The sequence below is a fragment of the Ancrocorticia sp. genome (assembly GCF_052089425.1).
Classification (GTDB): Bacteria; Actinomycetota; Actinomycetes; order Actinomycetales; family Actinomycetaceae; genus Ancrocorticia.
On the sequence record NZ_JBQCZW010000001.1, the window covers coordinates 145,536 to 172,034 of the forward strand.

Sequence of the window (26,499 nt, forward strand, 5' to 3'; positions counted from 1 at the left end):
TTACACCTGCTTCCGTCAGTGCTTGAGCTGGTTCGCGCCGTCGAGCGAAGTGGACCGGTGAGTTCGGAAAATGGATACAACGATGGCTAGGCCAACCACAACTTCCGCGGCGGCCACCACCATGACGAAGAAGGCGAAAACCTGCCCCTCGACATTGCCCCACATTCGTGAGAATGTCACGAGTACGAGGTTGCATGAGTTGAGCATGAGTTCTACGCCCAGCAGCGCGATGATCGCGTTGCGCCGGGTCAGAACGGCGATGGCACCGATAGTGAACAGCACCAGCGCAAGAATCACGTAGTACGTGAGGTTCACTTGGATTCCTCCTCGCCTTGTTCGATGTTGTCGCCCGGTTCGATAGCGGGCTTGTTCTTGCCCGGTTTGATTTGGGACGACGACGGGTACTGCGGCGCTGCCTCACCCGGCATTCCGGGTAGCCCTGAATTGGGGACATCTGCCTTGGGACTCTCAAATTCGCCGCGGCGGATACGATCTGCCGTGGCAGGTGAGATCTGGCCAACATGCCGGGCCTGCCCGCGAACACGCAGTACGCGAGGAACGGAATCCTCGACTTCTTTGCCACCTGCTGTCAGGGCCGGGTTAGTTGCAGAGTTGGACTCCGCATACACGCCCGTTGGCGGCTTCTGTCCAATGTGGCGGCCGGTGGAAGCGTAGGCCTCCATCTTGGCATCCGCCAGTTCCGGCTGAGTGATCTTGCGCCGGGTGCGTTCGCGATGCGTCAGAGTCATGGCTCCCAGTGCGGCAACCACCAGCAGGGTTCCCACAAGCTCGAGGGCCAGCACGTGATTTCCGAAGATGGAATGCGCGATAGCTTCCGGGTTGGTGGGTGCGTTCGCTTCCTTCATGCCCACCGCTTGCGGTGTCACTGCACCAAGAATCGCGCCAATCGCGATTGCGATGAAGCCCAGCCCGCCCAGAATGGCAACGGGACGCTGCCAGTTGAGCGTTTCGTGTGTGGTGTCCGAAGAATCTACGCCGATCATCATGAGAACGAACAGGAACATCATGAGGATCGCGCCCGTGTACACGGCCACCTGAACCACTCCCATAAAGGGCGCTTCAAGCATCGTGTAAAGGAAGGCCAAGCACACCATGACGGCAATCATGCAGCCGGCCGAATACACGGCGCGGCGTGTGATGAGCAGCCCGAATACGGACAGCACCACCATGACAACTGCAAGGGCGGCAAAGAGGAGGGTTTCGCCAGTGGAAATCTCAAGCGTTCCCATCATGCACCTCTCTCAGCATTTGGAAGTGTCGGATCGTCGGGGCGATGCTCGCGAACCCAATCAACCTGTTCGGAGACTGGGCCGGTCACTGATCCGCGGTAGTAATCGGCATCTGAGGTGCCCGGCACCATCGGGTGCGGGGCGGCGAGCATGTTCTCGCCCATGGGGGCCAGAAGATCTTGCTTCTCGTAGATCATTCCTTCGCGCGTGGGCCCGGCCAACTCGAATTCGTTGGTCATGGTCAGGGCGCGGGTTGGGCAAGCCTGAATGCAATATCCGCAGAAAATACACCGCAAATAGTTGATTTGGTACACCTTGCCGAAGCGCTCACCCGGTGAGTACTGGGCATCGGGCGTATTGGCACCGGCCTCCACGTAGATGGCGTCAGCAGGGCACGCCCATGCACACAGCTCACAGCCGATGCATCGTTCCAGCCCATCCGGGTAGCGGTTGAGGTGGTGACGGCCGTGGTATCGGGCCTGAGTTGGGACCTTTTCCTCCGGGTATTGTTCCGTGGATGTTGGGCGGAACATGGTGGAGAAAGTGACTCCGAAACCTGCAACGGGAGCGAAGAACTGGCCCACTGAGCCTTTTTGTGCCGGTCCCCAGAGCGCGGGATCCGGATCTGTGAACTGATTCTCAGACAAGTTCGCCCTCCTGAGTGGTCTGTAGCCGCGAAGCCCGCGGCGATGGTGGAAGCGATTGGCCGGGCATCGGGGGTACCGGGAAGCCTCCGGCCATCGCATCGAATTCTTCTTCCGGGCGAACAAATCCCGATTCTTCCGGGTCCTCGCCCGTATCTGATTCCTTATCGCCGAATATCCAGATGAGGACTATGGCGATGAGGAAGATAACCCCGATCCCGATGAAGAGGGTTCGCTGGGACAGATCTGTGAAGGAGGTGACGGCCCGGATAACCGCAACGCACACCACCCAACCCAGTGCCACTGGGATGAGCACCTTCCATCCCAACTTCATGAAGTGGTCATACCGCATACGCAGAAGCGTTCCTCGTACCCACACCATGACGAACATGAACACCCAAGTCTTGAGGAAGAACCACAGCATGGGTATCCAGCCCTGGTTGGGATCGCCGCCCCATAGGGAGTAGATCCCTGTCATGATCGGACCGGCTTGCCAGCCGCCAAGGAACATCGTGGTGGCGATCATCGACACGTTGAGCATGTTGATGTACTCGGACAGGTAGAACCACGCGAACTTCATCGATGAGTATTCGGTGGTGTGCCCAGCAACCAGTTCTCCTTCTGCCTCTGGCAAATCGAAGGGGAGGCGGTTGGTCTCACCAAACATACAGACCACGTACACGCAGAACGCCGGGAACAACGTGATGATGTTCCATACGCCCGCCTGTGATTCCACGATGCCGGACGTTGACATCGTGCCCGATGCGAGAAGCACTGTGACCAAAGAAAGCCCGAGTGCCAGTTCGTAGGAGATCATCTGGGTGGCCGAACGGACGGAGCCGAACAACGGCAACGTGGATCGGCTGGACCAGCCGCCGAACACCAAGCCGTATTCTCCGAGCGCCGCAACGGCGAGCAGGAACAAGAGTGCAACCGGCGAATCCGCTAGCTGAAGTGGCGTGTTGATCCCGAATATGGAGACCTCAGGACCCATCGGCAATACGGCCATCAGTATGAAGGCGCATGCCGCGGCAAGCACGGGCGAAACGAAGTAGATAATCTTATCCGCGCCCTTGAGCCAGAAGTCCTCCTTGATGATGAGCTTCAAGGCGTCAGAGAACGCCTGACCGAAGCCCAGAGGCCCAACACGGTTGGGACCCAAGCGGTTCTGCATGAAACCCAAGCCACGGCGTTCCACCCACAGGGCGAGAATCACCGAAAGGATGAGGTACAGGACGATGAAAACGGCCTTGATGACCCAGATCCACCATGTGTCCTGTGAGAAATCGGCAACCTGACCGGCTGCCACGATTGAAGGATTCACTTTGTTACCTCCAAAGCGACCTGCTCACCAGCGCGAACGCCGAGAGCCGAGATCTGACAGCCCACCGAATTCTGTGGGACCCACACAACACCTTCTGGCATCGGTCGGATCACCGCGTCAAGGGTGAGTTCCCCGGATGGTCCGGAGAGTGTCAATTGTGAGCCGATTCCCGCGGCCTTGGCTGTTGCAGCGTCCATGACGGCAACGGGCTTACGTGCGGTTCCGGCAAGATGTGGCTCGAAGGCCTGCAGCGATCCGGCGCCCAGCATCAGGCTCCAGCTTGCGAGCACAGCGTGCCCGGCGGCAGGTGTGGACGTCGCGGCAGCACCCACGCTGGGAGCTTTCAGGCGCGCGCCATCCCAGCCGTGGAATTCGCTGATCTCGGTGACTGCATCGGCTAGGGAGCCGAGTCCGAGGTCTGTTCCCATCTCGAGGGCCAGTTCGTTCAGCACCGTGCGATCCGGGCGCTGAACGGAAGTGAGCACCTGCCCGAAGGGGCGAATGCGCCCCTCCCAGTTCACGAAGGAGCCGCCCTTTTCGGCTGGCGGAGCAACGGGAAGAACAACGTCTGCCCTATCGGAGATCACGGTTCCGCGCACTTCCAGCTGCACAACAAATCGCGCAGCGTTGATTGCATCGCCCGCCCCTTTGGGAAGGTCAGCAAGCTCAACGCCCGCGAGTAGGAGCCCGTCCAATGATCCATCGGCCGCAGCGTCCAGAATCTGCTGGGTGTTGCGTCCGGGAGTCTCAGGAAGCGAGTCAACGCCCCACACTGCAGCCGTATCAACGCGAGCAGTCGATTCAGCAACCGGGCGCCCGCCCGGAAGCAGCGCACCAAGCGCACCGGCTTCAATGCTGCCACGATCACCGGCACGGCGCGGGATCCACGCGATGCGTGCACCCGTTCGTTCGGCAAGCCGCAGCGCGGCGGATAGTGCGCCAGGGGCATCTGCTGCGCGCTCGCCCACAAGGATGATGCCGCCTTCTGCCAAGCCGTCAAAGCTGGGATCGCCGGAGGCGAGTCCATCGAGCAGAGAAGCTTCACTGCCGGGAGCAGCTGGGATAAACCGGGCACCCATCTTCGAGGTTCCGCCAGTCTCATAAGCGGAAACAACGGATACGTTCACGGTTCCGGCCAAGAAGCCCTTGCGCAGGCGCAAGAACACGGTGCCGCATTCCTCTTCGGCCTCAAAACCAACGGTCAACACGTGGCCGCCAGTTTCCAGATCCTTGTAGGTGACACCTAACCCCGAACCCGCAACCGTGGAGCCGATGAAGGAATCTTCTTCGGCTGTCACTGGCCGCGTGCGGAAATCAATATCGTTCGTGCCAAGAACCACGCGGGCGAACTTGGAGTACGCGTAGGCATCTTCCATCGCCAAACGGCCACCTGTCAGAACGCCAACGCCGTTGGCTTCCTTGAGGCCGCGCGCAGCAACGCTCAGAGCGTGTGGCCACGATGTGGGAATAAGTTGGCCCGATGCCGCATCGCGTACCAGCGGAGCCTTGAGGCGGTCAATGCCATCCTGCCACGGGAACGCGAAGCGATCCTTATCGGTGATCCACTCCTCGTTGACCTCAGCATCCTCACCGGCCATGCGGCGAAGGATTGTGCCGCGGCGGTAATCGATGCGGATGGCAGAACCCGAGGCGTCGTGTTCAGCAACAGAGGGCACGGACACGAGATCAAATGGGCGCGAACGGAAACGGTAGGACGCGCTGGTCAAGGCTCCCACGGGGCAAATCTGGATGATGTTGCCGGAGAAGTAGGAGCTGAAGGGACGGCCCGTGGCATCCTCTTCGGAATCGGCCACGGGGCCGGCTGAGAAGCCACCCTCGAAGCCCAACGTGCCGAAGGGGCCGGCGTACTGAGCACTCACGGCGGCCGGCGCATTGCCGTCGCTCTCCGTGAATCCAAGAACGCTCGAATCGAAGTTTCCGATCTGGGAGCCGTTAAGCGAGTGCACGCCGTATCCCGGTGTGCCGCCACCGCGGCCCTGCAGCTGGATGAAACGGTCGCCAGCAATCTGACTCTGGAAGCGCGTGCAGCGCTGGCAGAGAATGCAGCGATCGCGATCCAACAGGATCTGCGAGGAAACCTGAATCGGCTTCGGGTAGGTGCGCTTGACATCAATGAAGCGGGACTTGGCCCGGCCTTCCGTCATCGCTTGATTCTGGAGCGGGCATTCGCCGCCCTTATCGCATACCGGGCAGTCCATCGGATGGTTGATCAGCAGGAACTCCATGATCCCGTGCTGGGCTTTGAGTGCCACATCCGATGTGTGCTGGGTATAAACCTCCATGCCAGGCGATACAGCTTCCGCACACGATGCCGCAGGCTTGGGCATTTTGGCTAGATTGCCATCGCGCCCCGGACGCGCCACTTCCACCAAGCACTGGCGGCAGGCGCCTGCAGGCTTGAGAAGAGGATGGTCACAGAAACGCGGGATGCGAATTCCCGCCTGCTCAGCGGCACGGATGATCATCGTTCCCTTGGGAACGGACACTTCCTTGCCGTCAACCTTGAGCGTTACGAGTTCACTCATCGAACACCCACCTCACTGAACAACGTAGATTTCTCATGGGGGAAGAGTTCGCGCGCTGGCGTTGTGTAGCCAGCCTCGAACTCATCACGGAACAGCTCGATACCAGACTTGATCGGAGTAGCCGCTGCATCGCCCAGAGCGCAGAATGACCGGCCCTGAATGTTTCCGGCGATTTCGTAGAGCAGGTCAACATCTCCGGGCTGGCCCTTGCCTTCTTCGAGGCGGTGCATGATCTGGCGCATCCAGAACGTGCCCTCACGGCAAGGCGTGCACTTTCCGCATGATTCGTGCTGGTAAAAGTCAGTCCAACGGGAGATCACGCGAACAACAGAGACGGTTTCATCAAACATCATGAGGGCACGGGTGGCCAGCATGGAGCCGGCCTCCTTGACCGAGTTGTAATCCAGCGGCACGTCCAAATGATCGGGCGTGAACAAAGGCGCGGAAGAACCTCCCACAGCCCAGAACTTCAGGTTATGGCCCTCGCGGATACCGCCAGCATATTCGAGTAGCTCGCGTCCGGTGATGCCCAGAGGAGCCTCGTACTGGCCGGGGTTTGTTACATGGCCCGACAGGGAGAAGAACCCATGTCCATTGGCTGATTCGGTTCCCAAGTCCTGGAACCATTCCTTGCCGTGGCGCACAATGCCCGGTACAGAGGAAATGGTTTCAACATTGTTAATCACCGTGGGGCGTGCGTACAAGCCCTCGGCAGCAGGGAACGGAGGCTTCAAGCGTGGCTGGCCGCGCTTGCCCTCAAGGGAATCGAGGAGTGCCGTTTCTTCGCCGCAGATGTATGCGCCAGCGCCGGCGTGAACCGTGATATCCAGATCGTAATCACCGTTCGGGCCCACGCCCTTGCCGATCAGCCCAGCTTCCTTGGCTTCACGCACGGCCGCCATGAGGCGCCGATACACGTGAACAACTTCGCCGCGCAGGTACACGAAACCATGATGCCCGCCTACGGCGAGAAGGCAGATCGCCATTCCCTCAAGAAGCGTGTGCGGGTTCGCCATGAGCGCCGGGATGTCCTTGCAGGTGCCAGGCTCTGATTCGTCCGCGTTCACCACAAGGTAGCGCGGGCCACCGTCCGGTGCTGGAAGGAAGGACCATTTCAGCCCGGTTGGGAAGCCTGCGCCTCCGCGCCCGGCAAGCCCGGCATCCTTCATCAGCTGGGTGAGTTCACCTTCGCCGTAGCCCCAGGCCGTCTCCAACGCTTCGTAGCCGTGGTTCTTCTTATAGGTCTCGAGAGTCCAAGAACGCTCCTGATCCCAAATCTCTGAGATCACTGGTGTGAGAGTCACTTCGCCTGCCCTCCGTTTCCATGAGCGATCCTTATACCCGCGAGTGAGGCGTGGCCAGCCGATGGGCCTTCGTCCACGTGTCCATCTTCGAAACCGGCAAGCACGCGCTCGGTTTCCTTGAAGGTGTGCACCTTGTCCGCACCACGCGTGGGGTGAATATCTTTGCTATCGCGAATATCGTCAACGATCTGCCGTGCACTCGCCGGGGTCTGATTATCGAAGAATTCCCAGTTCACCATGACAACCGGTGCATAATCGCAGCCCGCGTTGCATTCGAGGGCTTCCAGAGTAATCTTTCCGTCCGCCGTGGTTTCATCGGAGCCGATTCCTAGGTATTCGGTCAGATCGTCCCAGATCGTATCTCCGCCCATGACCGCACACAACGCATTCGTACACACGCCCACGTTGTATTCGCCGTTTGGATGGCGGCGGTACTGGCTGTAGAAGGTTGCCACGGCGGAAACTTCTGCTCGGGTCAGCCCAAGGATGTCCGCCGTCAGGACGATGCCCCGTGGGGAAACGAACCCATCCTCAGATTGAATGAGGTGGAGGATCGGCATGATTGCTGAGCGTCCCTGAGGATAGCGGCCCAGAATCTGTGCCGCCTCATCACGCAGCCGTTGCTCTACGGCTGAGTCAAAATTCTGTTCCATTAGCGGTCAACACCTCCCATAACCGGATCGATCGATGCCAAGCATACGATGGCATCAGCCAGTAGCCCGCCTTCCGCCATCATGGACAATCCCTGAAGGTTGCGGAAACCCGGATCGGACACATGAGCGCGGTAGGGCCGCGTGCCGCCATCGGACACGAGGTGGCATCCCCATGTGCCCTTGGCGTGCTCAATGATTGTGTAGGACTGGCCGGCCGGCACGCGGAATCCCTCGGTCACCAGCTTGAAGTGGTGGATGAGCGATTCCATCGATTGGGTCATGATCTCTTCCACGTGTTCGTGGGAGGTTCCCTGGCCGTCGGAGGCGATGGACAGCTGAGCTGGCCATGCGATCCGCTTGTCCTCAACCATCACCGGCTGGCCCTCACTTGCATCGAGGCGATCGAGCGCCTGATAGATGATTCGAAGGGACTGGTGGCACTCCTGCACACGCACCCACGTGCGGTTGTAGGCGTCCGATTTATCTGCGGTTGGCACGTCAAACGTGTACTGCTCGTATCCGCAGTATGGCGCCGATTTACGCAGGTCCCACGGGAGGCCCGCAGCCTTGAGCGCCGGGCCTGTTTGCCCGAGAGCCATGAGGGCGGGCATGGAGAGAACGCCAACGTTCTGGAAACGCTTCTTGAAGATTGGGTTCTCGCCCACGATATCCCACATGTCCAGCAGAGCCTGCCGAACGTTCGGGAGCACTTCGCGTGCGTAATCGGTTGTACCGGGAGTGAGGTCCTCGGCTACACCACCGGGGCGAATGTACTCATTGTTCATTCGCAGGCCAGAGATGCGTTCGATGATACGGAGCAGATCTTCGCGGCCACGGAAGCCGGCGGTCATCATGGAGGTCGCGCCCAGCTCGTTCAAAGCGGAGCCGAAGGCGATCATGTGAGAAGCCATTCGCGAAAGCTCCATCATGAGAACGCGAATTTCTTGGGCGCGCGAAGGGATTTGATCCTCGATGCCCAGAAGCTTTTCAATTCCCATGCAGTAACCGACTTCTTGGAAGAAGCAGGCCGTGTAATCCATGCGGGTGACGAAGCTGACGCCCTGAGTCCAGGTGCGGTACTCCATGTTCTTTTCGATACCCGTGTGGAGGAAGCCCGTGGCGCCGCTAATCTGGCGAACGTATTCGCCGTCCAGCTCCATCAGGAGGCGGAACACGCCGTGCGTTGAGGGGTGAACGGGGCCGATGTTGACAACAATGCGTTCTTCGGCGATTTGGGCCGCCTCGGAAGCGATGTCAGACCAATCGCCACCAACCGCGTCAAACCCGGGAAGGCCGTCCATATCCGCTTCGGTAGCACCACTCGTAGCGTGGAATGGTTGTGAGGTCATTAGTTGTATTCCCTCCGTGTATCCGGTGGCGGAATAACCGCGCCCTTGTATTCCACTGGGATGCCGCCTAGCGGGTAATCCTTGCGCTGGGGGTGGCCCACCCAATCATCGGGCATGGCAGAACGGGTAAGTCCGGGGTGACCGTCATAGATAATCCCAAGGAGATCCCACGCCTCGCGTTCAGGCCAATCATCACCGGGATAGAGGGGAACAATGGAGGGCATGTGAGGATCATCGTCCGGGCATGTCACCTCAATCCCGATCAACCGGTTGTGGGTGATGGAGAAGAGCGGGAAGTATGAGTGAAGCTCGCGGCCATGATCGTTCGGGTAATGAACGCCTGACACGCCTAGGCACATTTCGAACCGGAGGTCCTGATCATCGCGCAGATACTTCATGGCGGCCAGAAGATGCTCGCGCGCAACAAAGATCACCAGTTGTCCGTTTTCTACAACAACCTTTTCGATTGCTTCCTGCGGAGCAATGCCATCAGCCGTATACAGCTCGATCAGGATGTCCACAACTTCATCGAACCAGCCGCCGTATGGCCGGCTGGAGGGCCGTGCCATGACTTCGGTGTGCTGGAGCCCGCTGAACCCTGAGGTATCCCCAGATCCTTGAACTCCCCACATGCCCTTCACCTCGCGAAGGACCGATGGCTGGGGGCTACCGGGCGTCAGCGCGCCCTCGTTGTTTTCGCTCACGCGAGCAACCCCTTCATCTCGTGCGTTGGTGTTGCGGCCATCGCGGCAGCCTCTGCCGCCCGCGCCGCCGCCAAACGCCTCTTCTTTGTAATCTTGTGCTCGTGCTGGACGTGCTTACGCAGCTCCAGCACGGAGTTGATCAGCATTTCCGGACGCGGAGGGCATCCCGGCAGGTAGATATCCACTGGAACGATGTGGTCACAACCCTGCACGATGGCGTAGTTGTTGAACATTCCGCCGGACGAGGCGCATACGCCCATCGAAATAACCCACTTGGGATCTGCCATCTGGTCATACATCTGGCGTACAACTGGTGCCATCTTCTGGCTCACACGCCCGGACACGATCAGCAAATCGGACTGGCGTGGGGAGGCACGGAAAACCTCCATGCCGAAACGCGAGGCGTCAAACCTAGGCGTACCGAATGCCATCATTTCGATGGCGCAGCACGCCAATCCCATGGTCACAGGCCACTCGGAACGTGTCACGGCCCAGTTGGCAACCTGTTCGACCGTGGTCATCATGATCCCGGATCCATCATCTTCATGTGCCATGTGTTACCTCCTCAGTCCCACTCGAGCCCACCGCGGCGCCATTCATAAACGAATGGCACGGTGATAAGAAAAATAAACGTCAACATAGCCACAAGCCCGAACATGCCCACCGCTTCGAAGGAAACGGCCCACGGGTACATGAACACAACCTCGATATCGAAGATAATGAAGGTCATGGCCGTCAGGTAGTACTTCACAGGGAAGCGGCTGGTTGGGCCGGCCGAAGGCGTCGCCTCAACGCCGCACTCGTAGTTTTCCAGCTTGACCCTGTTGTAGCGGTTTGGACTCAGAATCGCGCTCAGTACCAAACCCACAATGGCCAAGAAGAATGCGGCAACGATCATCACCAGCAATGGAACATATGCGTTCACCGGTTCTCCACCTGCTCTCTACCCTTACAACACACTAATTGAATACTGTCACAGATCATGCTTTAGGAACTGCCTTTGCCAAAGAAGCAATCGTTCGGTCCATCCAATCGCCACCGGTTCTGTCATAACAATCCGATAGGAGCTTCATGACGAACCGCATGAGGGTGGGCCTTGGTAATCCGTACTTCACGCATAAATGCATGATTTCCGGCCGTTCAATGAGGGCGGCAAAAATCCTCCCCATGGAGTAATAGCCGCCCAATTCTTCGCGCAATTCCCGCGGATACTCGGACATCGCCGCATCCTGGGAGCTGACGGTTGGGCGTTTGAGTGCCTGACTGATCGCATCCGCGGCAAGCCGCCCGGACTGAAGCGCGTAGGCAATGCCCTCACCGTTGAATGGGGAAACCATTCCGCCCGCGTCCCCAACAAGAAGGAGTCCGGCATCGTAATGAGGTTTGCGGTTGAACGCCATGGGCAGCGCCGCCCCGCGCAGCGTCCCCACCTGATTTTCTTCCGTGAAGCCCCACTCGGACGGAACGTTAGCCATCCAGTTGGCAAACATGGCCCGGTAATCCAAGCCCGATGGCTTCGCCGTGGAGGAGAGCGAACCCAGCCCTACGTTGACGAGCCCATCGCCCACGGAGAAGATCCAGCCGTATCCCGGCATAAGATCGGAGGCCCCGGGCTTGCCCTCCCAGAGCTCGAGATGGGATTCCATCATCGAATCCCCCGCACGCGGGGAGCGGAAGTAGGTTCGGTGGGCAACGCCCATCGGGCGCCCCAGATCCTTCTGCCTGCCAGCATTGGTGGCAAGGCGAGCCGATACTCCCCCGGCGTCAATAACGAAACGTGCGCGGTACTCGCGCGGTTCGCGGCCAGCGCCAGCCTTTGCGGCTACGCCAACAACGCGGCCCGTGCGTTCGTGCCGGATCGGCGCTGTGACCGTCACGTTTTCTTCGAGCCGCGCACCCGCTTCCTGTGCCCTGCTCATGAGGATCGCATCAAGCTTTTCGCGCGGTGCGGCTAGCCCGTAGTTTGGCATGCTGACCAGTTCGGGCCACGGCACCTCGACGCAGTGCCCGCCACCGTAGGTTCGTAGCCCGGTATTGCGCGCCCAGCCCGTGGTATCCACACCCATTCGGATGAGTTCGGCTACAGCGCGCGGAGTCAGGCCGTCACCGCATATTTTGTCGCGCGGGAACGAGGATTTCTCCAGTACTAGAACGTCGCATCCTAGGTTGGCTAGATAGTAGGCTGCAGCGGCACCTGCCGGTCCACCGCCGACGACGACGACCTCCGCCTCGTTCGCCATCTCGCCTCCATCGTTCTCCTAAGCGTGCGTCTTGGCACACGGCCCTCATCCTACGCGGCAAGCTGAAGGGAAGAGAAACGAAAAAGCACGCATTTACGTCAGTGTTTTGTTGCGAAATACGTTTGATAGCGTGATGTCACACACGTGTAGCACGATGTAACGCTACAATCCCCCCGGAAAGGTTGCGGTAGCCAACCTGACGCCAACCAGCGGCCTGAATGTTGCGGGCAAGTTCCTCTTGGGCCGGCCATGCACGGATTGATTCGATGAGGTAATCATAAGCGGCGTTATCCGAGGAGAATCCCTGACTGAGGGCGGGCAGTGCCGTGTTCAGATAGAAGTTGTAGAGCGATCGGAACGGCGGCCATGTAGGTGTTGAGAATTCGGCGATCACGAGCCGGCCTCCCGGCTTGGTGACCCGGCGCATTTCTTCTAGCGCCTTCTGTGGATCGTTCACATTGCGCAGGCCGTAGGAGATGGTGGCCACATCAAAGTACTCATCCTCGAACGGAAGATCCATGGCGTCACCTTCCACGAAGGTGAGATCGGGATAGCGCCGCCGCCCTTCAGCGATCATGCCTTGAGAAAAATCGCACGCCACAACGTCCGCTCCCTTGGCGGCGTAGGCGGCTGATGATGTGCCGGTGCCCGCCGCTAGGTCGAGAACGCGCAGCCCTGGCTGCGCGTTGATCGCAACGGTCACGGCCTCCCGCCACACACGTACCTGCCCTATTGTCATGAGGTCATTCATGATGTCGTACCGCGCCGCGACTTCGTCAAACATTCCTGCGACTTCGGTTGGCATCTTCTTCAGCGTTGCTCGGCTAGTCATGATGGTATTCAACCACGGCCACCGGCTTTCCCCGAACTACATGCCATGCAATAGGCTGTATGTAGACAGTGGGAGGAACAACTCATGACCGCATACCCCTTTATTCCGCGCAACACACGCTTTTCTGGACGCACGTGGTTAACAGCCTTGCTGGTGCCGATCTGCGCACTACTCATCGCATATCTGCTCACCGTCGTGTCCCTCGCGTTGTTGCCCAACCTCATGGATCTCCTTGAGATGGACGATTCGATGGACGATATGGGGCTGATGCTTGAGGACGCAGTTGCGTCCGCAACCGCAGACCTTCCGGGAATCTGGCAACGGGCCTTCTTGATTCTTGTAGCCAGCCTTGGCGTTCCCATCACGCTAGCCGCGCAGATGTCAGTGAGTATCGGATACCCCGGAATTCCTGACGAACAGGCCACGATGGACGCCTCGATGTGGGCGATGCCCCTCACCCTGACGGTCATCATCGCGTCAACAATCGTGTGGGCACATCGCCGCGAAGGCCGCAGAATACGCAACTCCCAGCCACTCGTGTGGCTTCCGGCCCTCATCAGCGGTGCCGTCACTGGGTTGGTGGGGGTTCTTCTCACTCTTCCAAAGTTTGTGGACGTATCGATCGATCAGCTTGATCTATCTGATCTCATGGGTTCCATCGGTGCTCCATCTGATACCGCTGATATCGCCCCAACGTTAAGCGCATCGCTCACCGTTGGCCCGAGTGCTGTGTACGCACTGCTTGGCGGTTTCGCCGTTGGGTTCCTCGCTGCGGCGCTCGGGCGCCTATCCAGCGTTCCAGCAAAACGGGAGCTCTACGCCGTTTCGTCCATCCCTACTTTGGGCCCCACGGTTGTTCAGGCCATCAGAATCACGTTGGGAACAATTCTGGGGGGAACTATCATCTCTGGTGCCTACCTCACCACGTACGCACTGTTCAATCTGGACGGAGCTCCCGCTTCGATCATCTTCGCCCTGTTCCCCTTCTTCATCAATCTCGGGTTGATCGGGATGATCGGTGCGCTCGGAGGCTCGGGTTCTGCCGTCATCGATGTGATGGATGAATATGACTCGGCTAGCGGCCTCCTCTTTGAGAGTGCCTCGTGGTACATCCAAGTGCCCATGGCGCTCCTTATCATCGCGATTGTGATAGGTGCTGGCCTGAAGTGGGCGCGAACGCGCGATCCGCGTTTCGAGCGCAACGTACTGGGACACTTCTTCCTTCCCGTGTTCTTCCTTCTCGCTGGCACATGCGCCATCGCGCTCAACCAGCTAGCCATGTCCCTATCGGCGGATATGTCCGGTGAAGCCGCCTCTGCCACCATCAGCGCTCAGGTTTCGTGGACTGGGTTGCTCTGGTATCTAGGCATGGGTCTCATCATCGAAGGCATCGCTACCATTTCCCGCCCGAGCCCGCTCGTTCCCACCTATATCCCACAGGAATCACGCCATGCCTGAGCACGTGTCCGAACTATTCGATCCGCGCGTGTGGCGTCAGGTGGAAGGCTTCACTTTCACTGACATCACCTATCACCGCGGGATTGGCCCTAACGGGGATCTCCCGGTTGTGCGTATCGCATTCGATCGCCCAGAGGTCCGCAACGCTTTCCGCCCCGAAACGGTGGATCAGCTTTACACCGCCCTCGATCATGCCCGCCTCACATCCGATGTGGCGGCCGTGATTCTCACAGGCAACGGCCCCTCGCCTAAAGACGGCGGATGGGCATTCTGTTCCGGCGGGGATCAGCGGGTGCGCGGCCGGGACGGCTATCGGTACTCGGACGGGCAGAAACCCGACCCGGCTAGGGCCGGCCGGCTCCACATCTTAGAGGTCCAACGCCTCATTCGGTCCATGCCGAAAATCGTGATCGCCGCTATCCCCGGTTGGGCCACCGGAGGCGGGCATTCCCTCGAGGTGGTGTGCGATTTGGCCATCGCTTCCGCGGAGCATGCGCGATTCAAACAGGTGGATGCCAACGTGGGATCCTTCGATTCTGGGTACGGCTCGCAGTTGCTTGCGCGTCAGGTAGGTGACCGGCGTGCCCGCGAGATCTTCTTCCTTGCGCGCGAGTACTCGGCACAGCAAGCCGAATCGTGGGGCGCGATCAACGAGGCCGTTCCACATGCCGATCTGGAAAAGAAGGCGCTGGAGTACGCCAGAATCATCGCCTCCAAGTCCCCTCAGGCTATCCGCATGCTCAAGTTCTCGTTCAACGCCCTAGATGACGGGATGGCGGGCATGCAGATGTTCGCGGGCGAATCCACGCGGCTCGCCTACATGACTGATGAGGCGCGCGAAGGCCGCGATGCCTTCTTGGAACGCCGCGATCCCGATTGGTCCGATTTCCCCTACTATGCCTGAGATCCTTATCGGGCCAACGCTAGAGCAAACGGCAGCCGCGCTGGCCAGCTGGGACAGTGGCATCCTGGCTCTTGCCCCCGCAAGTGCGAATCCCCACCAGTTCCACGAGGCTATCGCCAGCGCCCAGGCGCAGGGCCTACCGGACGAGGCCTGCGCCATCATGCCCACCTCAGGAAGCTCGGGCAACGGGAAGCTTGTTGTGCTCCCCCGCAGCGCCTTGACCTATTCGGCAACGGCCACCAACGCCACGCTTGGCGGACCGGGAAACTGGGCCGCCTGCCTTCCCACGCACCACATCGCGGGATTCCAAACGCTGGCCCGGCCAGCACTCACCGGCCACCGGGTCCTCAACGCGGGCCGCGGCACACCCGAGGAGATCGCCGCACTAGCCAGCCGCCTACCTCAGGGCGAACGCACCTACCTCTCTTTGGTCCCCACTCAGCTGGCGCGCCTGCTCGAATCCGCCCATGCCGGATCAGCCCGAGCATTCTCCGCGATCCTCGTGGGCGGGGCCTCCACACCCAGGCACACCCTTGACAAGGGCCGGGCTGCCGGCCTCAATCTGGTCACGACGTATGGGATGACGGAAACATGCGGCGGCTGTGCCTACAACGGCATTCCCATCGGTGACACGCAGATGTCCACCGAACTAGGCGGCCGGGTCATCATCTCCGGCTCTGTGGTGGCGCACGGCTACCTCGGCCACACGCCCTTCGCAGGCACCTACACCACCAACGATGCCGGCACCTTCACCGGTGGAAAGCTCCAAATCACAGGCAGGCTTGATCGGGCCATCACATCCGGCGGGCTAACCGTGCTGCCGGAACCAATCGAACGTGTACTGGAAGATGTGGGCGCGGGAGAATCCGTCGTCGTCGGTATTCCCGATACTCAATGGGGCGAACGAATCGTAGCCGTCACGTCTTTCAAGCTCGAAGCACCCAAGCAACGCCTGAAACCGCTCCTCGAAGCCCTACCCCACGAATTCCTTACCCCATCCGATCTGGGCCTCACCTCTCTGCCCTACCTCGAATCCGGCAAACCGGACAGGGTGCGTGTGTCCAAACTGGTTGCCCAGCACGGGTAGAATCAACGCTCGTGGCAACAGTCAGTGATTGGATCGAAGGAGCGCGGCTGCGCACACTCCCCGCGAGCGTGGCACCCGTGCTGGCCGGCACCGGAATCGCCTTCTGGATGGGGGGCGGATCGGCAGTTCGCGGGATACTCGCAGCCGTTGTGGCGCTCGCCTTCCAAGTGGGGGTGAACTTCTCCAACGATTACTCGGACGGCATCCGCGGAACCGACGATGTCCGCACGGGCCCACCACGCCTGACCGGCGGCGGGAAAGCCAAGCCCCGCACGGTCAAACTTGCGGCCTTCGCCTGTTTTGGGCTCGGCTGCCTAGCTGGCCTCATACTCGTGGTGCTGGCCCACACGTGGTGGCTGATTATCGCCGGGGCGCTGGCCGTGATCGCCGCATGGTTCTACACGGGCGGCAAGCACCCCTATGGATACTCCGGCCTAGGCGAAGTGTTCGTGTTCATCTTCTTCGGCCTGCTGGCCACCGCCGGGACAACCTACACTCAGGCCCTGAACGTCACGTGGCACGTGTGGGTGAGTGCGGCTGCGATCGGCCTGATTGCCTGCGCCCTCCTCATGGTCAACAACATTCGCGACATTCCCACCGATGAGATCGCCGGAAAAAACACGCTGGCTGTACGCCTTGGAGAGCTTCCAGCGCGCCTGACGTATGACGCAATGATCACACTTCCACTCCTCATGGCGCTGGCCTTCACCCCCGAACTGGGATGGTGGTTAGCGTGCCTCATCCCAGCCGCCGGGCTCACGATCCACAACCTCGTGCGCATTCATGCCCGCCACGCCACGGGAATGGCGCTCATCCCTGTTCTCCGCGATACGGGATTCCTCGAGCTTGCCTACGGGCTCGGGCTTGGCCTAGCATTCGCGATGAGCTAAGCACTTAGGAATTAGGCAGACACGTCTACTAGGATTGAAACATGGCAAGGATTGTGCCCATCGTTTTGGCCGTTGCAGTGTGGATTTTCGCGATCATCGATTGCGCACGCACTGACCGCGCATTGATGCCGGGGAAACTCTCCAAGGGCGCATGGATGGCACTGGTGATCGTCCTTCCCGTTATCGGGTCCTTCCTGTGGCTGTGGCTCTCGTGGAACACCAAGCATCCCGATGGTTTCGGAGATCTTGGCGGGACGCGCCGCCAGCCACCCAAGGGCCCCGTTGCCCCGGATGATGATCCCGAGTTCTTGGCTAGGCTTGACGCTGAAAACCGCTTCCACGAATGGGAGCGTAAGCGCCGCGAGGAAGAGGAAGGCGAAGAGGAGGCCTAGTTGGCCTTCACTTTCCCTTGTTTTCAGCGGCGCGGGACTGGCCCGGCGTGACGTCGCGTGCCGATGCCAACAGCGCAGCGGCCGGTTCCTCATAGCCAACTGCGGTGAGCTGACGGTCAATGAAGGTCAACGTAGTGACCGAACACAGCGCGCACTGCCGTTTGCGCGGATCGTGTGCCAGTGACCAACCCTCAACAAAGCTCCGCATCGTCCAGATCGGAAGCTGATGGGACACCAGCACGGCCTCGCCGCCTTCCGCCAACGTGAGTGCACGCCGGATAGCGCCGGAAAAGCGATCAACGATCTCCGTATACGGTTCTCCCCACGAAGGCTCGAACGGATTCGTGTACCACGGCCAATACTTCGGCGAGGCGAGTACTAGGCGGTTCTTATTGACATTGACGCCCTCAAACTTGTTGCCCGCTTCGATGATGCGTTCATCGGTCAGAATGGGCAATCCGGTGGCCTTAGCCGTTGGGGCGGCGGTTTCGCAGGCCCGCTCAAGAGGCGAAGCGATGATCGCACGAATATCATGGCCCGCAAAGTGCTCCGCCACTACCTCGGCCATATCGTGACCGAGCTGGGTCAGGTGGAAGCCCGGCTGGCGCCCATACAGTTCGCCTGACGGGTTATCTACCTCTCCGTGGCGAACCAAGTGGATTCGGGTGAGCTCACTCATGCGGTTTCATCGCTTTCTGCGCTTTGATCGCTTTCATCACTTTCGGCCAGCACGGCGCAGAGCTCTCCAAGCTGCACCATCTTCTCGTGCCCCAACTTATCCACGAGGTGCTTGCGCACAGACTGAACGTGGATAGGCGCGATCTTCACAAGGAAGTTATAGCCTGCTTCCGTGAGGGTGCAGTTCACCCCGCGCCGGTCATCTTCGCACGCCGTGCGCTCCACCAGATCAACGGATTCGAGCCGGCGCACCGTGTGGGTGAGCCGTGAGCGCGAATGGACTAGCCCATCGGCCAGCGTGGACATTCGCATCGTGTGACCGTCGGTTTCCGAGAGCTGGGAGAGCACCTCGTATTCGTTGAGTGATATCCCGGCTTCCTCAATGAGGTCATGGTTGAGCGCTTCGGCCAGCGTGGCCACAGCGCGCAGGTAGCGGCGCCATGCTTGTTGCTCGGCTGAATCCAGCCACTGAAACTCTGTCATCTCACGTCCTCTAACACGTGATGGGCGGTGCTATACGCAAAGGGCCCGGATCTCCGGGCCCTTAGTGTCACTTCTTGTTGCGGCGCTGGTGGCGCGTCTTACGAAGAAGCTTGCGGTGCTTCTTCTTGGACATACGCTTGCGACGCTTCTTGATAACGGAACCCACGGATTACCTCCGGACGTTGGAAAGAGGGGGCACCCCTCATATGAACAGTGATTATCGTACAGGCTAGCTAAGCTCGGGCGGAACTTCCCCGTATGGGGAATCGCGCCACATTACGCTATTCGCCGGCGGCCCTCTGATCTTCCGGGGCCTCGAACGCGCCGAGCAGCTCATCAACAGCGGATTTGGGCACACGATAAGAGTTGCCCACCCTGACCGCCGGTAAATCGCCTGAGTGCACCATTCGGTACACCGTCATGCGAGATACACGGGTCAGCTCGGCCACTTCTGCCACCGTATAAAACTGTGGCGCTGAGCGCGGTAGCTGCGTCATTAATCCGTCCTGATCAACCATCAACTAAGCCCGGCTCCAAGCCGGGACAATGCCACGATACATGACTCGGCAACAATAAGCCCGCATTTCATCGTGAATGGACGAAAACATCACCCCCCTTATCTCGGCAGGCTGAGTACTCTAGTGCCTATGCGGGATACTCATAACACGCCGGTGGCGCCGGTTCCCCACCGGTCCACTTGGCACAGGCTGCGGGACGGCGTAGATCACATCGCGCGCGAATCGCCAGCCCGGTTGGCGCTTGCCGTGTTTGTCATCATTATCTTGACTCTCACACTCCTGCTTCAGCTACCGGCCACCACCACAGCCGGTGTGCGCGCACCGTTCATCGATTCGCTATTCACCGCAACATCGGCCGTATGCGTGACGGGACTGGTGACCGTTGAGACGGCCGTGTTCTGGTCACCTCTGGGCCAATTCTTCATCGCGATTGGGATGATGGTGGGCGGCCTTGGGGTGATGACTCTGGCTTCGATCCTCGCCATCGCCGTGTCGCGGCACATCGGGCTGACCCAGCGCTTTCTGACCGCCGAGGAAACGCACACGCGCCTGGGCGAAGTCGGTTCCCTCGTGCGCGCCGTGGTGGTTGTTTCCCTGTCCGCCCATGCCGTCCTCTTCGTCTCCCTTCTGCCCTTCTTCCTGCGCCAGGGCGAAGCGCTGCTCATGGCCTGCTGGCATTCGTTTTTCATGGCCGCCTCCATTTTCAACAACGGCGGCTTCGTCATCATGCCCGAGGGGCTCGCCCCTCACGTTGGGGATTGGAGCCTCACACTGCCCATCATTCTGGGTACCGTTGTGGGGGCGATCGGCTTCCCCGTGCTCTTGGACATGTGGCGCAACAGGCGCCGGACGTCGCGCTGGAATCTCACCACGAAGATCTCGCTGGTGACGTACGGAGCGCTGCTCCTGTTGGGTGCCTTCGCGATTGGCGCCACCGAGTGGGGCAATTCCTTCCAGAATCTCTCCATGCCCGAAAGCATCAACGCCGCCCTCGTGCAAAGCACCACCGCTCGATCGAGCGGTCTTGCCACCGTCCCCATCGAATCCATGAACGAAAGCACATGGTTCATTCTTGACGCCCTCATGTTTGTGGGAGGAGGTTCGGCATCGGCTGCAGGCGGCATCAAGGTCACCACACTCGCCATCCTTGTCCTCGCGATCGTTGCCGAAGCCCGGGGAGATCGCGATACCGAGGCCTTCGGCAAGCGCCTTCCCCCGGATGTACTTCGCCTCGCGATTGCTGCCACCTTCCTTGGGGCCAGCCTTGTCGGGTTGGGCACGCTCGCACTCCTTCACATCACGGGCCTACCGCTGTCCAACGTGCTGTTCGAAGTGGTGTCCGCCTTCTCCACCAGCGGCCTGTCCACGGGAATCACGGCGGGCCTGCCGGACGCCGGCAAATGGGTACTGGTTATCATGATGTTCGCTGGGAGAACCGGCACGATGACGCTCGCAGGAGCGTTGGCGCTTCGTCACCGGCGGCGCGTTATACGCTTGCCTGAAGAACGTCCGGTCATTGGTTAGGAGAATTCATGGCGCAAGCTGATGGAGCTGCCCTTATCGTGGGGCTCGGCCGTTTCGGTTCGGCCATCGCCTCCACCCTCGATGATCTGGGGCGCGATATCCTCGCGATTGAACGGAACCCGGACATCGTGCAGCGATGGTCACACCGCTTCCCCATCATTCAGGCCGATTCCACGAATCTGGACTCCCTGGAGCAGGCGGGCGCTCGCGAGTTCTCCGTTGCGGTTGTTGGGGTGGGAACCGATATCGAATCCTCCGTACTGGTCACTGCCAACCTTGTGGATCTCAAGATCGGGCAGATATGGGCGAAGGCTATTTCGCGTTCACACGGCCGGATCCTGCGCAGGATTGGCGCCCACCACGTGGTGTACCCGGAGTTCGATGCGGGAGCGCGCGTGGCACACATGGTGTCCGGCAAGATGCTCGATTACATCGAAATGGAGGACGGCTTCTCCATTATCAAGATGCACCCACCGCGCGATGTTCAGGGCTTCACGATCGCCGAATCCAAGATTCAGGAGCGCTTCGGCGTGACTATCATCGGCGTGAAGTCCCCCGGCCAGCCCTTCGAATACACGCGCCCGGAAACCCGGGTGAGCCCGGAAGATATCATCATCGTTTCGGGGGATTCCGAGCTTCTGGAGGCTTTCGCGAACCGGTAGTTTTTCGGCGACGACGAGGTTCAATGTCAGGACTTTCATCCCGTTTCCTCGAATATTCTCTACATATCACACCCAAATCTATAGATGAACGAAGGAGCTTGGGCTACAGTTGTCTTTAACAAGACCCGCCAAGGCTAGTCTTACTGGAAGCAGTAGATCCTCAAATAGGCGGGTTATTTTTGTCTCGAGTACCGTTCAACAAACCTGAGCTATCGATAGCCCAGCAGGTCACACTCTTGCAGCAACGGGGCCCGCAAGCCGAAACTCCTCTGCTTACTCAGACCCTTCATCGAATGAGCTACTACCGCTTCTCAGGCTACCTTTGGTGGTTCTACGAGCCTGACCAGTGGGAGAAAGTACGTACCGGTACCACACTGCAGGATATTCTCAACCTCTATGCCTTCGACGCTACTTTACGTAGTCACATCATGAGACTGGCTCACTCGATTGAGGTTTGGCTCCGTGCTTCTTTTACCAATCACGTTGCTGAGAGGCACGGACCGATGGGCTACCTGAATCCAGCTATTCACGTTAGTCCAACATCCTTCGAGAAGGATCGTTCAAAGCTGGATGCCATGCTCGGAACAGACTCCACCGAACGTTTTGTTGTTGCTTTCACGCAGAAATACAGCGATCCACGACCGCCTGTCTGGATGGCCTGTGAGCTTATGAGCATTGGCTTGCTCTCGAAGTGGTACGACAATCTGAAGGAGGCAAGCTTACGGAAAGCGATTGCGAGCGAAGCAGGACTGAACCACCACGTCTTGTCGAGCTTCTTGAGGATGTTCACTGTCTTGCGTAACGGCGCCGCACACCATTCTCGCGTGTGGAATCGCCAGACTCCACTGCGTGGCGTCACTGTGAAGAGTCCGCCCAAACTGCTAGAGACAGCACTGGACGGAGCGGATGAATCACGAATTCATTACGTGCTTGCGATCGCCGCATATATAGTTCAACGTGTTGATCCGACGTCCCGCACCGTCGCAAGCTTACGAGACCATCTCCTCACAGCAGAAGACGAATGGCTAGAAGAAATGGACTTTCCATTCAATTTTGAGAACGATCCACTCTGGAATTCCGCTCCGAAGGCTTTCGCGAACCTGTAGTTTTTTGACGACGACGAAACCCACACCTTCCCAATCACACATCCTCCTTGTACCATTTCTGGTCGCGCCGGATTAACGCAGCGAACCGGCTGATCTACATCGTGACCGGCGATACGCTGTGCATACTGTCCGCTAGGGATCACTACGCCTGACGTGTGGGAGGGCGCCCGTATGCTTGAGGCATGGCAAAAGCACCTGCGATCACCTACACATGCACTGAATGCGGCTGGACAACGCACAAGTGGGTGGGCCGCTGCGCGCAGTGCGGCGCTTGGGGATCGCTCGATGAGGAAAACGTAGCGCGTACGCCGCAGGCTCTTGCCCCGGCAAGCCCCGCCAAGCCCATCACAGACGTGTCTGCAGAAGCCTCGGTGAAGCAGGCTACTGGCGTATCAGAGCTGGACCGCGTTCTCGGGGGCGGTCTGGTGCCGGGCGCGGTGATCCTCATGGCCGGCGAGCCAGGCGTTGGCAAATCCACCTTGTTGCTGGACGTTGCCGCCCGGGCCGCGCATCAGGCCAAAAGCGAGGGAAAGGCACCCGTCCTGTACATCACAGGAGAGGAATCAGCCTCTCAGGTGCGGCTTCGCGCCGAACGTATCGGAGCCATGGATCCGAACCTGCTCCTCGCAGCCGAATCCGATGTTTCGCGCATCATCGGGCATGTGAAGCAGGCCAAGCCCTCGCTACTTGTTATCGATTCGGTTCAGACCATTGCAGATTCCGGTGTTGATGGAGCCGCCGGTGGTGTGGCACAGGTTCGCGCAGTCTCGGCCGCATTCGTCGCGCTGGCGAAAGAAGCCTCGCTACCCATTCTCCTTGTGGGCCATGTGACCAAGGACGGCTCCATCGCCGGGCCACGCGTGCTTGAACACGTGGTTGATGTTGTGTGCCAGTTCGAAGGTGACCGCCACTCCCCTCTTCGTATAGTCCGCGCCGTGAAGAATCGTTACGGGCCAACCGATGAGGTGGGATGCTTCGAACTCACAGAGGACGGCATTGTTGGGCTTTCCGACCCCTCCGGCCTGTTCCTCTCCGCCCGGAACCGCACGGTTCCCGGCACATGCGCCACCATGACGCTCGAGGGCCGGCGGCCCATGCCCGTTGAGGTACAGGGGCTGGTTGTCCCGTGCGCTGGTCCTCCCCGCCGCACCACCAGCGGTGTGGATTCCCCGCGGGTCGCCATGATGGTGGCCGTACTGCAATCCCGCCTTGGTTTCGAACTGGACCGCCGCGACATCTTTGCTTCTACTGTTGGCGGAGCAAAGGCCAGCGAGCCAGCGGCCGATGCGGCCATCGCACTATCTCTCGCATCCGCATACCTTGATCTTCCCCTCGCTCCCGGCGTGATCGCCATTGGAGAGGTATCGCTCACCGGAGAGCTCCGGCCCGTGTCCGGGTTAAGCCATCGCCTATCGGAGGCGGCTCGGCTGGGCTTTACCGTGGCACTAATCCCTCAAGAAGGTGGCACCGGTAAGGCTGGTTCCTCCAAGCTTCCCCATGGGATTCAGGCCCGGCCGTGTGCGGACATCGTTGATGCTATGCGTTCAGTTCTGCCAGTGGACCAATAATCTACTCCAGCACAAACACGGCGCTCTCTTCGCCCGCCGCCTCATCGCCGAATGTGAGGGTTGCCTTGTAGGTTCCCGCTTGAGCGAGGTTGCTGGCATCGCACCCGCGGCCGCCTAGCCAGGAGAGGGTAAAGGACGTTTCTAGATCGCGATCCAGCAGCAGCTGCTTGCTTTCCTCACCCATCTCGCAGGTTTGGCTGGAAACGATCTGGTCATCTCCCGATGTCACCTCAATGTCCACATTGTCCCAGCCCACGTCCACATAGCAGGGCTTGGCATTCGAGGTGTTGTGGAGGTTGACCTTGAGAGGAATCTCCGAGCCAACGGCAGATGATTCAGGAATCTCTAATTGAGCATCAAGCATGCTGGTAGTGCACGCGACGGGCGCCCAATCCTTGACCGGATCTTCCCGCGGGACAGCCGCCGAAGAACCGCGCCCGTTCAACAGGTACAAGGCAGCACCCGCTAGTAGCACGATCCCGGCTAACATCGCCACGAAGATGATGATTCTGCGCCTGTTCTGAGCCTTCAGCGCAGGTGACTGCGTGGGCTTCTGGCGCTCGCGGGGTAGGCCCTGCCGCTTGTGTGGCTGTCCACTTCGCTGCATCTGCCCGCTGGGCCGCCGCGCCTGACCGCTGCGTTGTGCTGGTTGCCCGCTGCGTTGTGTCGGTTGCCCGTTGCGCTGGACTGGACGCCGCTGGCGCTTCTGTTGCTGGCCACCGCGCCGTGCAGGTTCCCCAGCTGCCGCCCTACGCCCCTGACCTTTGCTCGCGGCCGGTTTGGCCCTGCGTTGCTGTTGCTTCGCTCCGGTACCCGATGGCCGGGGCCGCCTCGCTTTCGGCCTTCCTGAACCCTCGCCTTGGGTGACGTGCACATCCGATGGACCGGGCAAATTCGGCCATCTGTCATTCCGCTTGGGCTGTTTTCTGCGCGGGCGCGATTCACCACGGCCCCTGTTCGGGCCCTTCTTCGATGGCTCATCGCGTTCGGAATTCACGCATCCCACGTTAGCCGATTCGCAGAGCCGGTTCGATTGGGGCACACTGAAACGGTGTTCTTCACCCTCATCGAATGGTTTGCCCGCCACGGCAGGCCCCTGCCATGGCGGGAGCCGGGATGTTCGGCGTGGGCCATACTCGTGTGTGAAGTGATGAGCCAGCAAACCCCCGTTTCCCGGGTGCTGCCTCGATGGCATATGTGGATGGAACGGTGGCCAGAGCCCAAGGATCTTGCGGCAGCCTCCCCTGCGGAGGTTCTCGTGGCATGGGACAAGCTGGGATATCCGCGCCGAGCACTTCGCCTGCGCGAATGCGCAATCGAGGTAACCACACAGCACGGCGGAAGCCTCCCACGCGATCGCGATGGCCTCCTTGCTCTGCCAGGGATTGGACCGTATACCGCAGATGCCGTCATTGCGTTTGCTTACCGCGAGCGCTCCACCGTTCTGGATACGAACATTCGGAGAGTGTTGTGCCGCCTGAACGGCACGGCGCTCCCTCCGGCCACGCTTCGCCAAGCTGAGATCGCCAGAGCGGAGGCACTTGTGCCTGCCGATGGCGAAGAAGCTGCGCAGTGGAACGCGGCCATCATGGAGCTAGGCGCTCTCATTTGCACGGCTCGCAACCCACAATGCGGGGAATGCCCACTGGCGGCTGAATGCCAATGGCTCAAGGAAGGCAAGCCAGCCAACGCAGCACCCCGTAAACCCCAAGGCTTCACGGGTACGCACCGCGAGGCCCGCGGAAAGATCATGGCCGTTTTGCGTTCGGCACACGCGCCGGTTCCCCGCGAGGCGCTACACAAGAATTCAGGGCTAACACAGGCCCGCTTCGATGCCGCACTCGACTCCCTGATTCACGATGGCCTCGCTGATCTCAGCGCGGCAGGCTACGAACTGCCCGCCGCCGAGCCCGCCAGCTGACACCCCATACCGCACGTTCGGCCATTAAGATATACACATGGAACCTCACATGCGCCTCCAGCGCCTCGCACAAGCAGCAATCGCTCTTGCGTTCGGCGCCATCCTGATGGGAATCGTGGGGTTACTGGCCGCGTGGCTCGGGCACGGCAGCTCAACTCACGTGGCTCTCATCCTGATCGTTCCCGGCGGCCTCATGGTTCTGGTGGCCGCCTACATGCTGGCCCTCGCGCTACGCGTGGATCCGGACGATTGGCGCCCCGCCTACAAGAAAATCGTACGAATGCTGGAGATCGCGGCAACAGTCGCGTTCCTCGCAACCGTAGTGACAGCCGTCATCGTGCGCGCCGATGGGCCGGCGCCCCAAATCCTGCTCATAGCACTAGTGGGCATTCAGGGCCCGTTTGCGATGTATTTGCTGACCCGCCAGCTGGTTCGCGCACTCAAGTAGCCCGAGGAACTCTC

At 60.0% G+C, this 26,499-nt stretch carries 30 protein-coding genes; 12 read left to right on the forward strand and 18 right to left on the reverse strand.

Translation table 11 applies throughout. The annotated features are described in order from the left end of the window. Positions 1-15 precede the first annotated feature (15 nt). The 13 genes from nuoK to ACTHV6_RS00715 all read right to left on the reverse strand — a co-directional run bounded on the left by nuoK (position 16) and on the right by ACTHV6_RS00715 (position 12,846). Entirely contained in the window at positions 16-315 is a 300-nt protein-coding gene (gene nuoK / locus ACTHV6_RS00655) for an NADH-quinone oxidoreductase subunit NuoK (protein ID WP_441385321.1), read from the reverse strand. After that, positions 312-1,253 (reverse strand): NADH-quinone oxidoreductase subunit J, encoded by a 942-nt coding sequence (locus tag ACTHV6_RS00660; RefSeq protein WP_441385322.1) that lies wholly within the window; start codon positions 1,251-1,253, stop codon positions 312-314. The genes nuoK and ACTHV6_RS00660 overlap by 4 nt, the downstream gene beginning before the upstream one ends. After that, positions 1,250-1,897 carry an NADH-quinone oxidoreductase subunit NuoI gene (nuoI, locus tag ACTHV6_RS00665; RefSeq protein WP_441385323.1) on the reverse strand — a complete coding sequence of 216 codons (648 nt, stop codon included), beginning with the start codon at positions 1,895-1,897 and terminating at the stop codon, positions 1,250-1,252. Before nuoI ends, ACTHV6_RS00660 begins: the two co-directional genes overlap by 4 nt. Next, positions 1,890-3,218, reverse strand: coding sequence for an NADH-quinone oxidoreductase subunit NuoH (nuoH, locus tag ACTHV6_RS00670; protein WP_441385324.1), 1,329 nt, complete (start codon positions 3,216-3,218; stop codon positions 1,890-1,892). The genes nuoI and nuoH overlap by 8 nt, the downstream gene beginning before the upstream one ends. Further along, a complete protein-coding gene (locus ACTHV6_RS00675) occupies positions 3,215-5,764 on the reverse strand; it encodes an NADH-quinone oxidoreductase subunit G (protein ID WP_441385326.1) in 2,550 nt (849 codons plus the stop codon). The genes nuoH and ACTHV6_RS00675 overlap by 4 nt, the downstream gene beginning before the upstream one ends. Beyond that, positions 5,761-7,068, reverse strand: a complete 1,308-nt coding sequence (gene nuoF / locus ACTHV6_RS00680) for an NADH-quinone oxidoreductase subunit NuoF (protein ID WP_441385327.1) — start codon at positions 7,066-7,068, stop codon at positions 5,761-5,763. The genes ACTHV6_RS00675 and nuoF overlap by 4 nt, the downstream gene beginning before the upstream one ends. Continuing rightward, positions 7,065-7,721, reverse strand: coding sequence for an NADH-quinone oxidoreductase subunit NuoE (nuoE, locus tag ACTHV6_RS00685; RefSeq protein ID WP_441385328.1), 657 nt, complete (start codon positions 7,719-7,721; stop codon positions 7,065-7,067). The genes nuoF and nuoE overlap by 4 nt, the downstream gene beginning before the upstream one ends. Then, positions 7,721-9,070 (reverse strand): NADH-quinone oxidoreductase subunit D, encoded by a 1,350-nt coding sequence (locus tag ACTHV6_RS00690; protein ID WP_441385329.1) that lies wholly within the window; start codon positions 9,068-9,070, stop codon positions 7,721-7,723. Before ACTHV6_RS00690 ends, nuoE begins: the two co-directional genes overlap by 1 nt. Continuing rightward, a complete protein-coding gene (locus ACTHV6_RS00695; protein WP_441385330.1) occupies positions 9,070-9,774 on the reverse strand; it encodes an NADH-quinone oxidoreductase subunit C in 705 nt (234 codons plus the stop codon). Before ACTHV6_RS00695 ends, ACTHV6_RS00690 begins: the two co-directional genes overlap by 1 nt. Continuing rightward, entirely contained in the window at positions 9,771-10,328 is a 558-nt protein-coding gene (locus ACTHV6_RS00700; RefSeq protein WP_441385331.1) for an NADH-quinone oxidoreductase subunit B, read from the reverse strand. Before ACTHV6_RS00700 ends, ACTHV6_RS00695 begins: the two co-directional genes overlap by 4 nt. Positions 10,329-10,339: 11 nt before the next feature. Then, positions 10,340-10,699, reverse strand: a complete 360-nt coding sequence (locus tag ACTHV6_RS00705; RefSeq protein WP_441385332.1) for an NADH-quinone oxidoreductase subunit A — start codon at positions 10,697-10,699, stop codon at positions 10,340-10,342. A gap of 55 nt (positions 10,700-10,754) precedes the next feature. Next, the gene (locus ACTHV6_RS00710) at positions 10,755-12,014 is read right to left on the reverse strand and encodes an NAD(P)/FAD-dependent oxidoreductase (protein ID WP_441385333.1); all 1,260 of its coding nucleotides are present in this window, start codon (positions 12,012-12,014) and stop codon (positions 10,755-10,757) included. A 136-nt stretch (positions 12,015-12,150) separates the two neighbouring features. Next, positions 12,151-12,846, reverse strand: a complete 696-nt coding sequence (locus ACTHV6_RS00715) for a demethylmenaquinone methyltransferase (protein ID WP_441385334.1) — start codon at positions 12,844-12,846, stop codon at positions 12,151-12,153. A gap of 84 nt (positions 12,847-12,930) precedes the next feature. Here ACTHV6_RS00715 and ACTHV6_RS00720 point away from each other — a divergent pair, with 84 nt between their 5' ends. Genes ACTHV6_RS00720 through ACTHV6_RS00740 form a run of 5 tightly spaced genes read left to right on the forward strand, consistent with a single transcriptional unit; the run spans position 12,931 to position 17,577 of the window. Then, positions 12,931-14,304, forward strand: a complete 1,374-nt coding sequence (locus tag ACTHV6_RS00720; RefSeq protein WP_441385335.1) for a hypothetical protein — start codon at positions 12,931-12,933, stop codon at positions 14,302-14,304. Beyond that, positions 14,297-15,208, forward strand: coding sequence for a 1,4-dihydroxy-2-naphthoyl-CoA synthase (locus ACTHV6_RS00725; protein WP_441385336.1), 912 nt, complete (start codon positions 14,297-14,299; stop codon positions 15,206-15,208). Before ACTHV6_RS00720 ends, ACTHV6_RS00725 begins: the two co-directional genes overlap by 8 nt. Next, the gene (locus ACTHV6_RS00730) at positions 15,201-16,295 is read left to right on the forward strand and encodes an AMP-binding protein (RefSeq protein ID WP_441385337.1); all 1,095 of its coding nucleotides are present in this window, start codon (positions 15,201-15,203) and stop codon (positions 16,293-16,295) included. Before ACTHV6_RS00725 ends, ACTHV6_RS00730 begins: the two co-directional genes overlap by 8 nt. Positions 16,296-16,306: 11 nt before the next feature. Further along, positions 16,307-17,185, forward strand: a complete 879-nt coding sequence (locus ACTHV6_RS00735) for a 1,4-dihydroxy-2-naphthoate polyprenyltransferase (protein WP_441385338.1) — start codon at positions 16,307-16,309, stop codon at positions 17,183-17,185. A 41-nt stretch (positions 17,186-17,226) separates the two neighbouring features. Continuing rightward, positions 17,227-17,577, forward strand: a complete 351-nt coding sequence (locus ACTHV6_RS00740; protein ID WP_441385339.1) for a PLD nuclease N-terminal domain-containing protein — start codon at positions 17,227-17,229, stop codon at positions 17,575-17,577. A gap of 7 nt (positions 17,578-17,584) precedes the next feature. Here ACTHV6_RS00740 and ACTHV6_RS00745 read toward each other — a convergent pair whose 3' ends face one another. The 4 genes from ACTHV6_RS00745 to ACTHV6_RS00760 all read right to left on the reverse strand — a co-directional run bounded on the left by ACTHV6_RS00745 (position 17,585) and on the right by ACTHV6_RS00760 (position 19,235). Beyond that, positions 17,585-18,256: a histidine phosphatase family protein gene (locus ACTHV6_RS00745; RefSeq protein ID WP_441385340.1), complete on the reverse strand. Its 672-nt coding sequence runs from the start codon at positions 18,254-18,256 to the stop codon at positions 17,585-17,587. Continuing rightward, on the reverse strand, positions 18,253-18,738 hold the full coding sequence (locus ACTHV6_RS00750; RefSeq protein ID WP_441385341.1) for a MarR family winged helix-turn-helix transcriptional regulator: 486 nt from the start codon (positions 18,736-18,738) through the stop codon (positions 18,253-18,255). The genes ACTHV6_RS00745 and ACTHV6_RS00750 overlap by 4 nt, the downstream gene beginning before the upstream one ends. A gap of 67 nt (positions 18,739-18,805) precedes the next feature. Beyond that, positions 18,806-18,904, reverse strand: a complete 99-nt coding sequence (locus tag ACTHV6_RS00755) for a 30S ribosomal protein bS22 (protein WP_005504750.1) — start codon at positions 18,902-18,904, stop codon at positions 18,806-18,808. A gap of 115 nt (positions 18,905-19,019) precedes the next feature. Further along, positions 19,020-19,235, reverse strand: coding sequence for a helix-turn-helix domain-containing protein (locus ACTHV6_RS00760; protein WP_441385342.1), 216 nt, complete (start codon positions 19,233-19,235; stop codon positions 19,020-19,022). A 150-nt stretch (positions 19,236-19,385) separates the two neighbouring features. Between ACTHV6_RS00760 and ACTHV6_RS00765 the strand changes: the two genes are divergently transcribed. From ACTHV6_RS00765 to radA, 5 genes are all read left to right on the forward strand, one after another. Beyond that, the gene (locus tag ACTHV6_RS00765) at positions 19,386-20,780 is read left to right on the forward strand and encodes a potassium transporter TrkG (RefSeq protein WP_441385343.1); all 1,395 of its coding nucleotides are present in this window, start codon (positions 19,386-19,388) and stop codon (positions 20,778-20,780) included. 8 nt (positions 20,781-20,788) lie between these two features. Next, entirely contained in the window at positions 20,789-21,442 is a 654-nt protein-coding gene (locus ACTHV6_RS00770; protein WP_441385344.1) for a potassium channel family protein, read from the forward strand. A 293-nt stretch (positions 21,443-21,735) separates the two neighbouring features. Continuing rightward, positions 21,736-22,548 carry an Abi family protein gene (locus ACTHV6_RS00775; RefSeq protein ID WP_441385345.1) on the forward strand — a complete coding sequence of 271 codons (813 nt, stop codon included), beginning with the start codon at positions 21,736-21,738 and terminating at the stop codon, positions 22,546-22,548. 47 nt (positions 22,549-22,595) lie between these two features. Further along, entirely contained in the window at positions 22,596-22,700 is a 105-nt protein-coding gene (locus ACTHV6_RS00780) for a type II toxin-antitoxin system YoeB family toxin (RefSeq protein WP_441385346.1), read from the forward strand. Between the two features lie 30 nt (positions 22,701-22,730). Then, complete coding sequence (gene radA, locus ACTHV6_RS00785; RefSeq protein ID WP_441385347.1) at positions 22,731-24,116, forward strand: DNA repair protein RadA; 1,386 nt, start codon at positions 22,731-22,733, stop codon at positions 24,114-24,116. Between the two features lies 1 nt (position 24,117). Here radA and ACTHV6_RS00790 read toward each other — a convergent pair whose 3' ends face one another. Further along, entirely contained in the window at positions 24,118-25,113 is a 996-nt protein-coding gene (locus tag ACTHV6_RS00790) for a hypothetical protein (RefSeq protein WP_441385349.1), read from the reverse strand. A 54-nt stretch (positions 25,114-25,167) separates the two neighbouring features. Here ACTHV6_RS00790 and ACTHV6_RS00795 point away from each other — a divergent pair, with 54 nt between their 5' ends. Together ACTHV6_RS00795 and ACTHV6_RS00800 are read left to right on the forward strand one after the other, a co-directional pair. Next, positions 25,168-26,037, forward strand: a complete 870-nt coding sequence (locus ACTHV6_RS00795) for an A/G-specific adenine glycosylase (protein ID WP_441385350.1) — start codon at positions 25,168-25,170, stop codon at positions 26,035-26,037. A gap of 37 nt (positions 26,038-26,074) precedes the next feature. Next, positions 26,075-26,485, forward strand: coding sequence for a hypothetical protein (locus ACTHV6_RS00800; RefSeq protein ID WP_441385352.1), 411 nt, complete (start codon positions 26,075-26,077; stop codon positions 26,483-26,485). Positions 26,486-26,499 lie beyond the last annotated feature (14 nt).

Bases quoted from the DNA above. Each gene is read 5' to 3' on its own strand.
- ACTHV6_RS00770 (WP_441385344.1), top strand. From the start codon at position 20,789: ATGGCGCAAGCTGATGGAGCTGCCCTTATCGTGGGGCTCGGCCGTTTC.
- ACTHV6_RS00690 (WP_441385329.1), bottom strand. From the start codon at position 9,070: ATGACCTCACAACCATTCCACGCTACGAGTGGTGCTACCGAAGCGGAT.
- ACTHV6_RS00730 (WP_441385337.1), top strand. From the start codon at position 15,201: ATGCCTGAGATCCTTATCGGGCCAACGCTAGAGCAAACGGCAGCCGCG.
- ACTHV6_RS00760 (WP_441385342.1), bottom strand. From the start codon at position 19,235: ATGACGCAGCTACCGCGCTCAGCGCCACAGTTTTATACGGTGGCAGAA.
- ACTHV6_RS00765 (WP_441385343.1), top strand. From the start codon at position 19,386: ATGCGGGATACTCATAACACGCCGGTGGCGCCGGTTCCCCACCGGTCC.
- radA (WP_441385347.1), top strand. From the start codon at position 22,731: ATGGCAAAAGCACCTGCGATCACCTACACATGCACTGAATGCGGCTGG.
- ACTHV6_RS00720 (WP_441385335.1), top strand. From the start codon at position 12,931: ATGACCGCATACCCCTTTATTCCGCGCAACACACGCTTTTCTGGACGC.
- ACTHV6_RS00745 (WP_441385340.1), bottom strand. From the start codon at position 18,256: ATGAGTGAGCTCACCCGAATCCACTTGGTTCGCCACGGAGAGGTAGAT.
- ACTHV6_RS00740 (WP_441385339.1), top strand. From the start codon at position 17,227: ATGGCAAGGATTGTGCCCATCGTTTTGGCCGTTGCAGTGTGGATTTTC.
- nuoE (WP_441385328.1), bottom strand. From the start codon at position 7,721: ATGGAACAGAATTTTGACTCAGCCGTAGAGCAACGGCTGCGTGATGAG.
- ACTHV6_RS00675 (WP_441385326.1), bottom strand. From the start codon at position 5,764: ATGAGTGAACTCGTAACGCTCAAGGTTGACGGCAAGGAAGTGTCCGTT.
- ACTHV6_RS00660 (WP_441385322.1), bottom strand. From the start codon at position 1,253: ATGATGGGAACGCTTGAGATTTCCACTGGCGAAACCCTCCTCTTTGCC.
- ACTHV6_RS00750 (WP_441385341.1), bottom strand. From the start codon at position 18,738: ATGACAGAGTTTCAGTGGCTGGATTCAGCCGAGCAACAAGCATGGCGC.
- ACTHV6_RS00700 (WP_441385331.1), bottom strand. From the start codon at position 10,328: ATGGCACATGAAGATGATGGATCCGGGATCATGATGACCACGGTCGAA.
- ACTHV6_RS00775 (WP_441385345.1), top strand. From the start codon at position 21,736: ATGAGCTACTACCGCTTCTCAGGCTACCTTTGGTGGTTCTACGAGCCT.
- ACTHV6_RS00710 (WP_441385333.1), bottom strand. From the start codon at position 12,014: ATGGCGAACGAGGCGGAGGTCGTCGTCGTCGGCGGTGGACCGGCAGGT.
- ACTHV6_RS00725 (WP_441385336.1), top strand. From the start codon at position 14,297: ATGCCTGAGCACGTGTCCGAACTATTCGATCCGCGCGTGTGGCGTCAG.
- ACTHV6_RS00715 (WP_441385334.1), bottom strand. From the start codon at position 12,846: ATGACTAGCCGAGCAACGCTGAAGAAGATGCCAACCGAAGTCGCAGGA.
- ACTHV6_RS00800 (WP_441385352.1), top strand. From the start codon at position 26,075: ATGGAACCTCACATGCGCCTCCAGCGCCTCGCACAAGCAGCAATCGCT.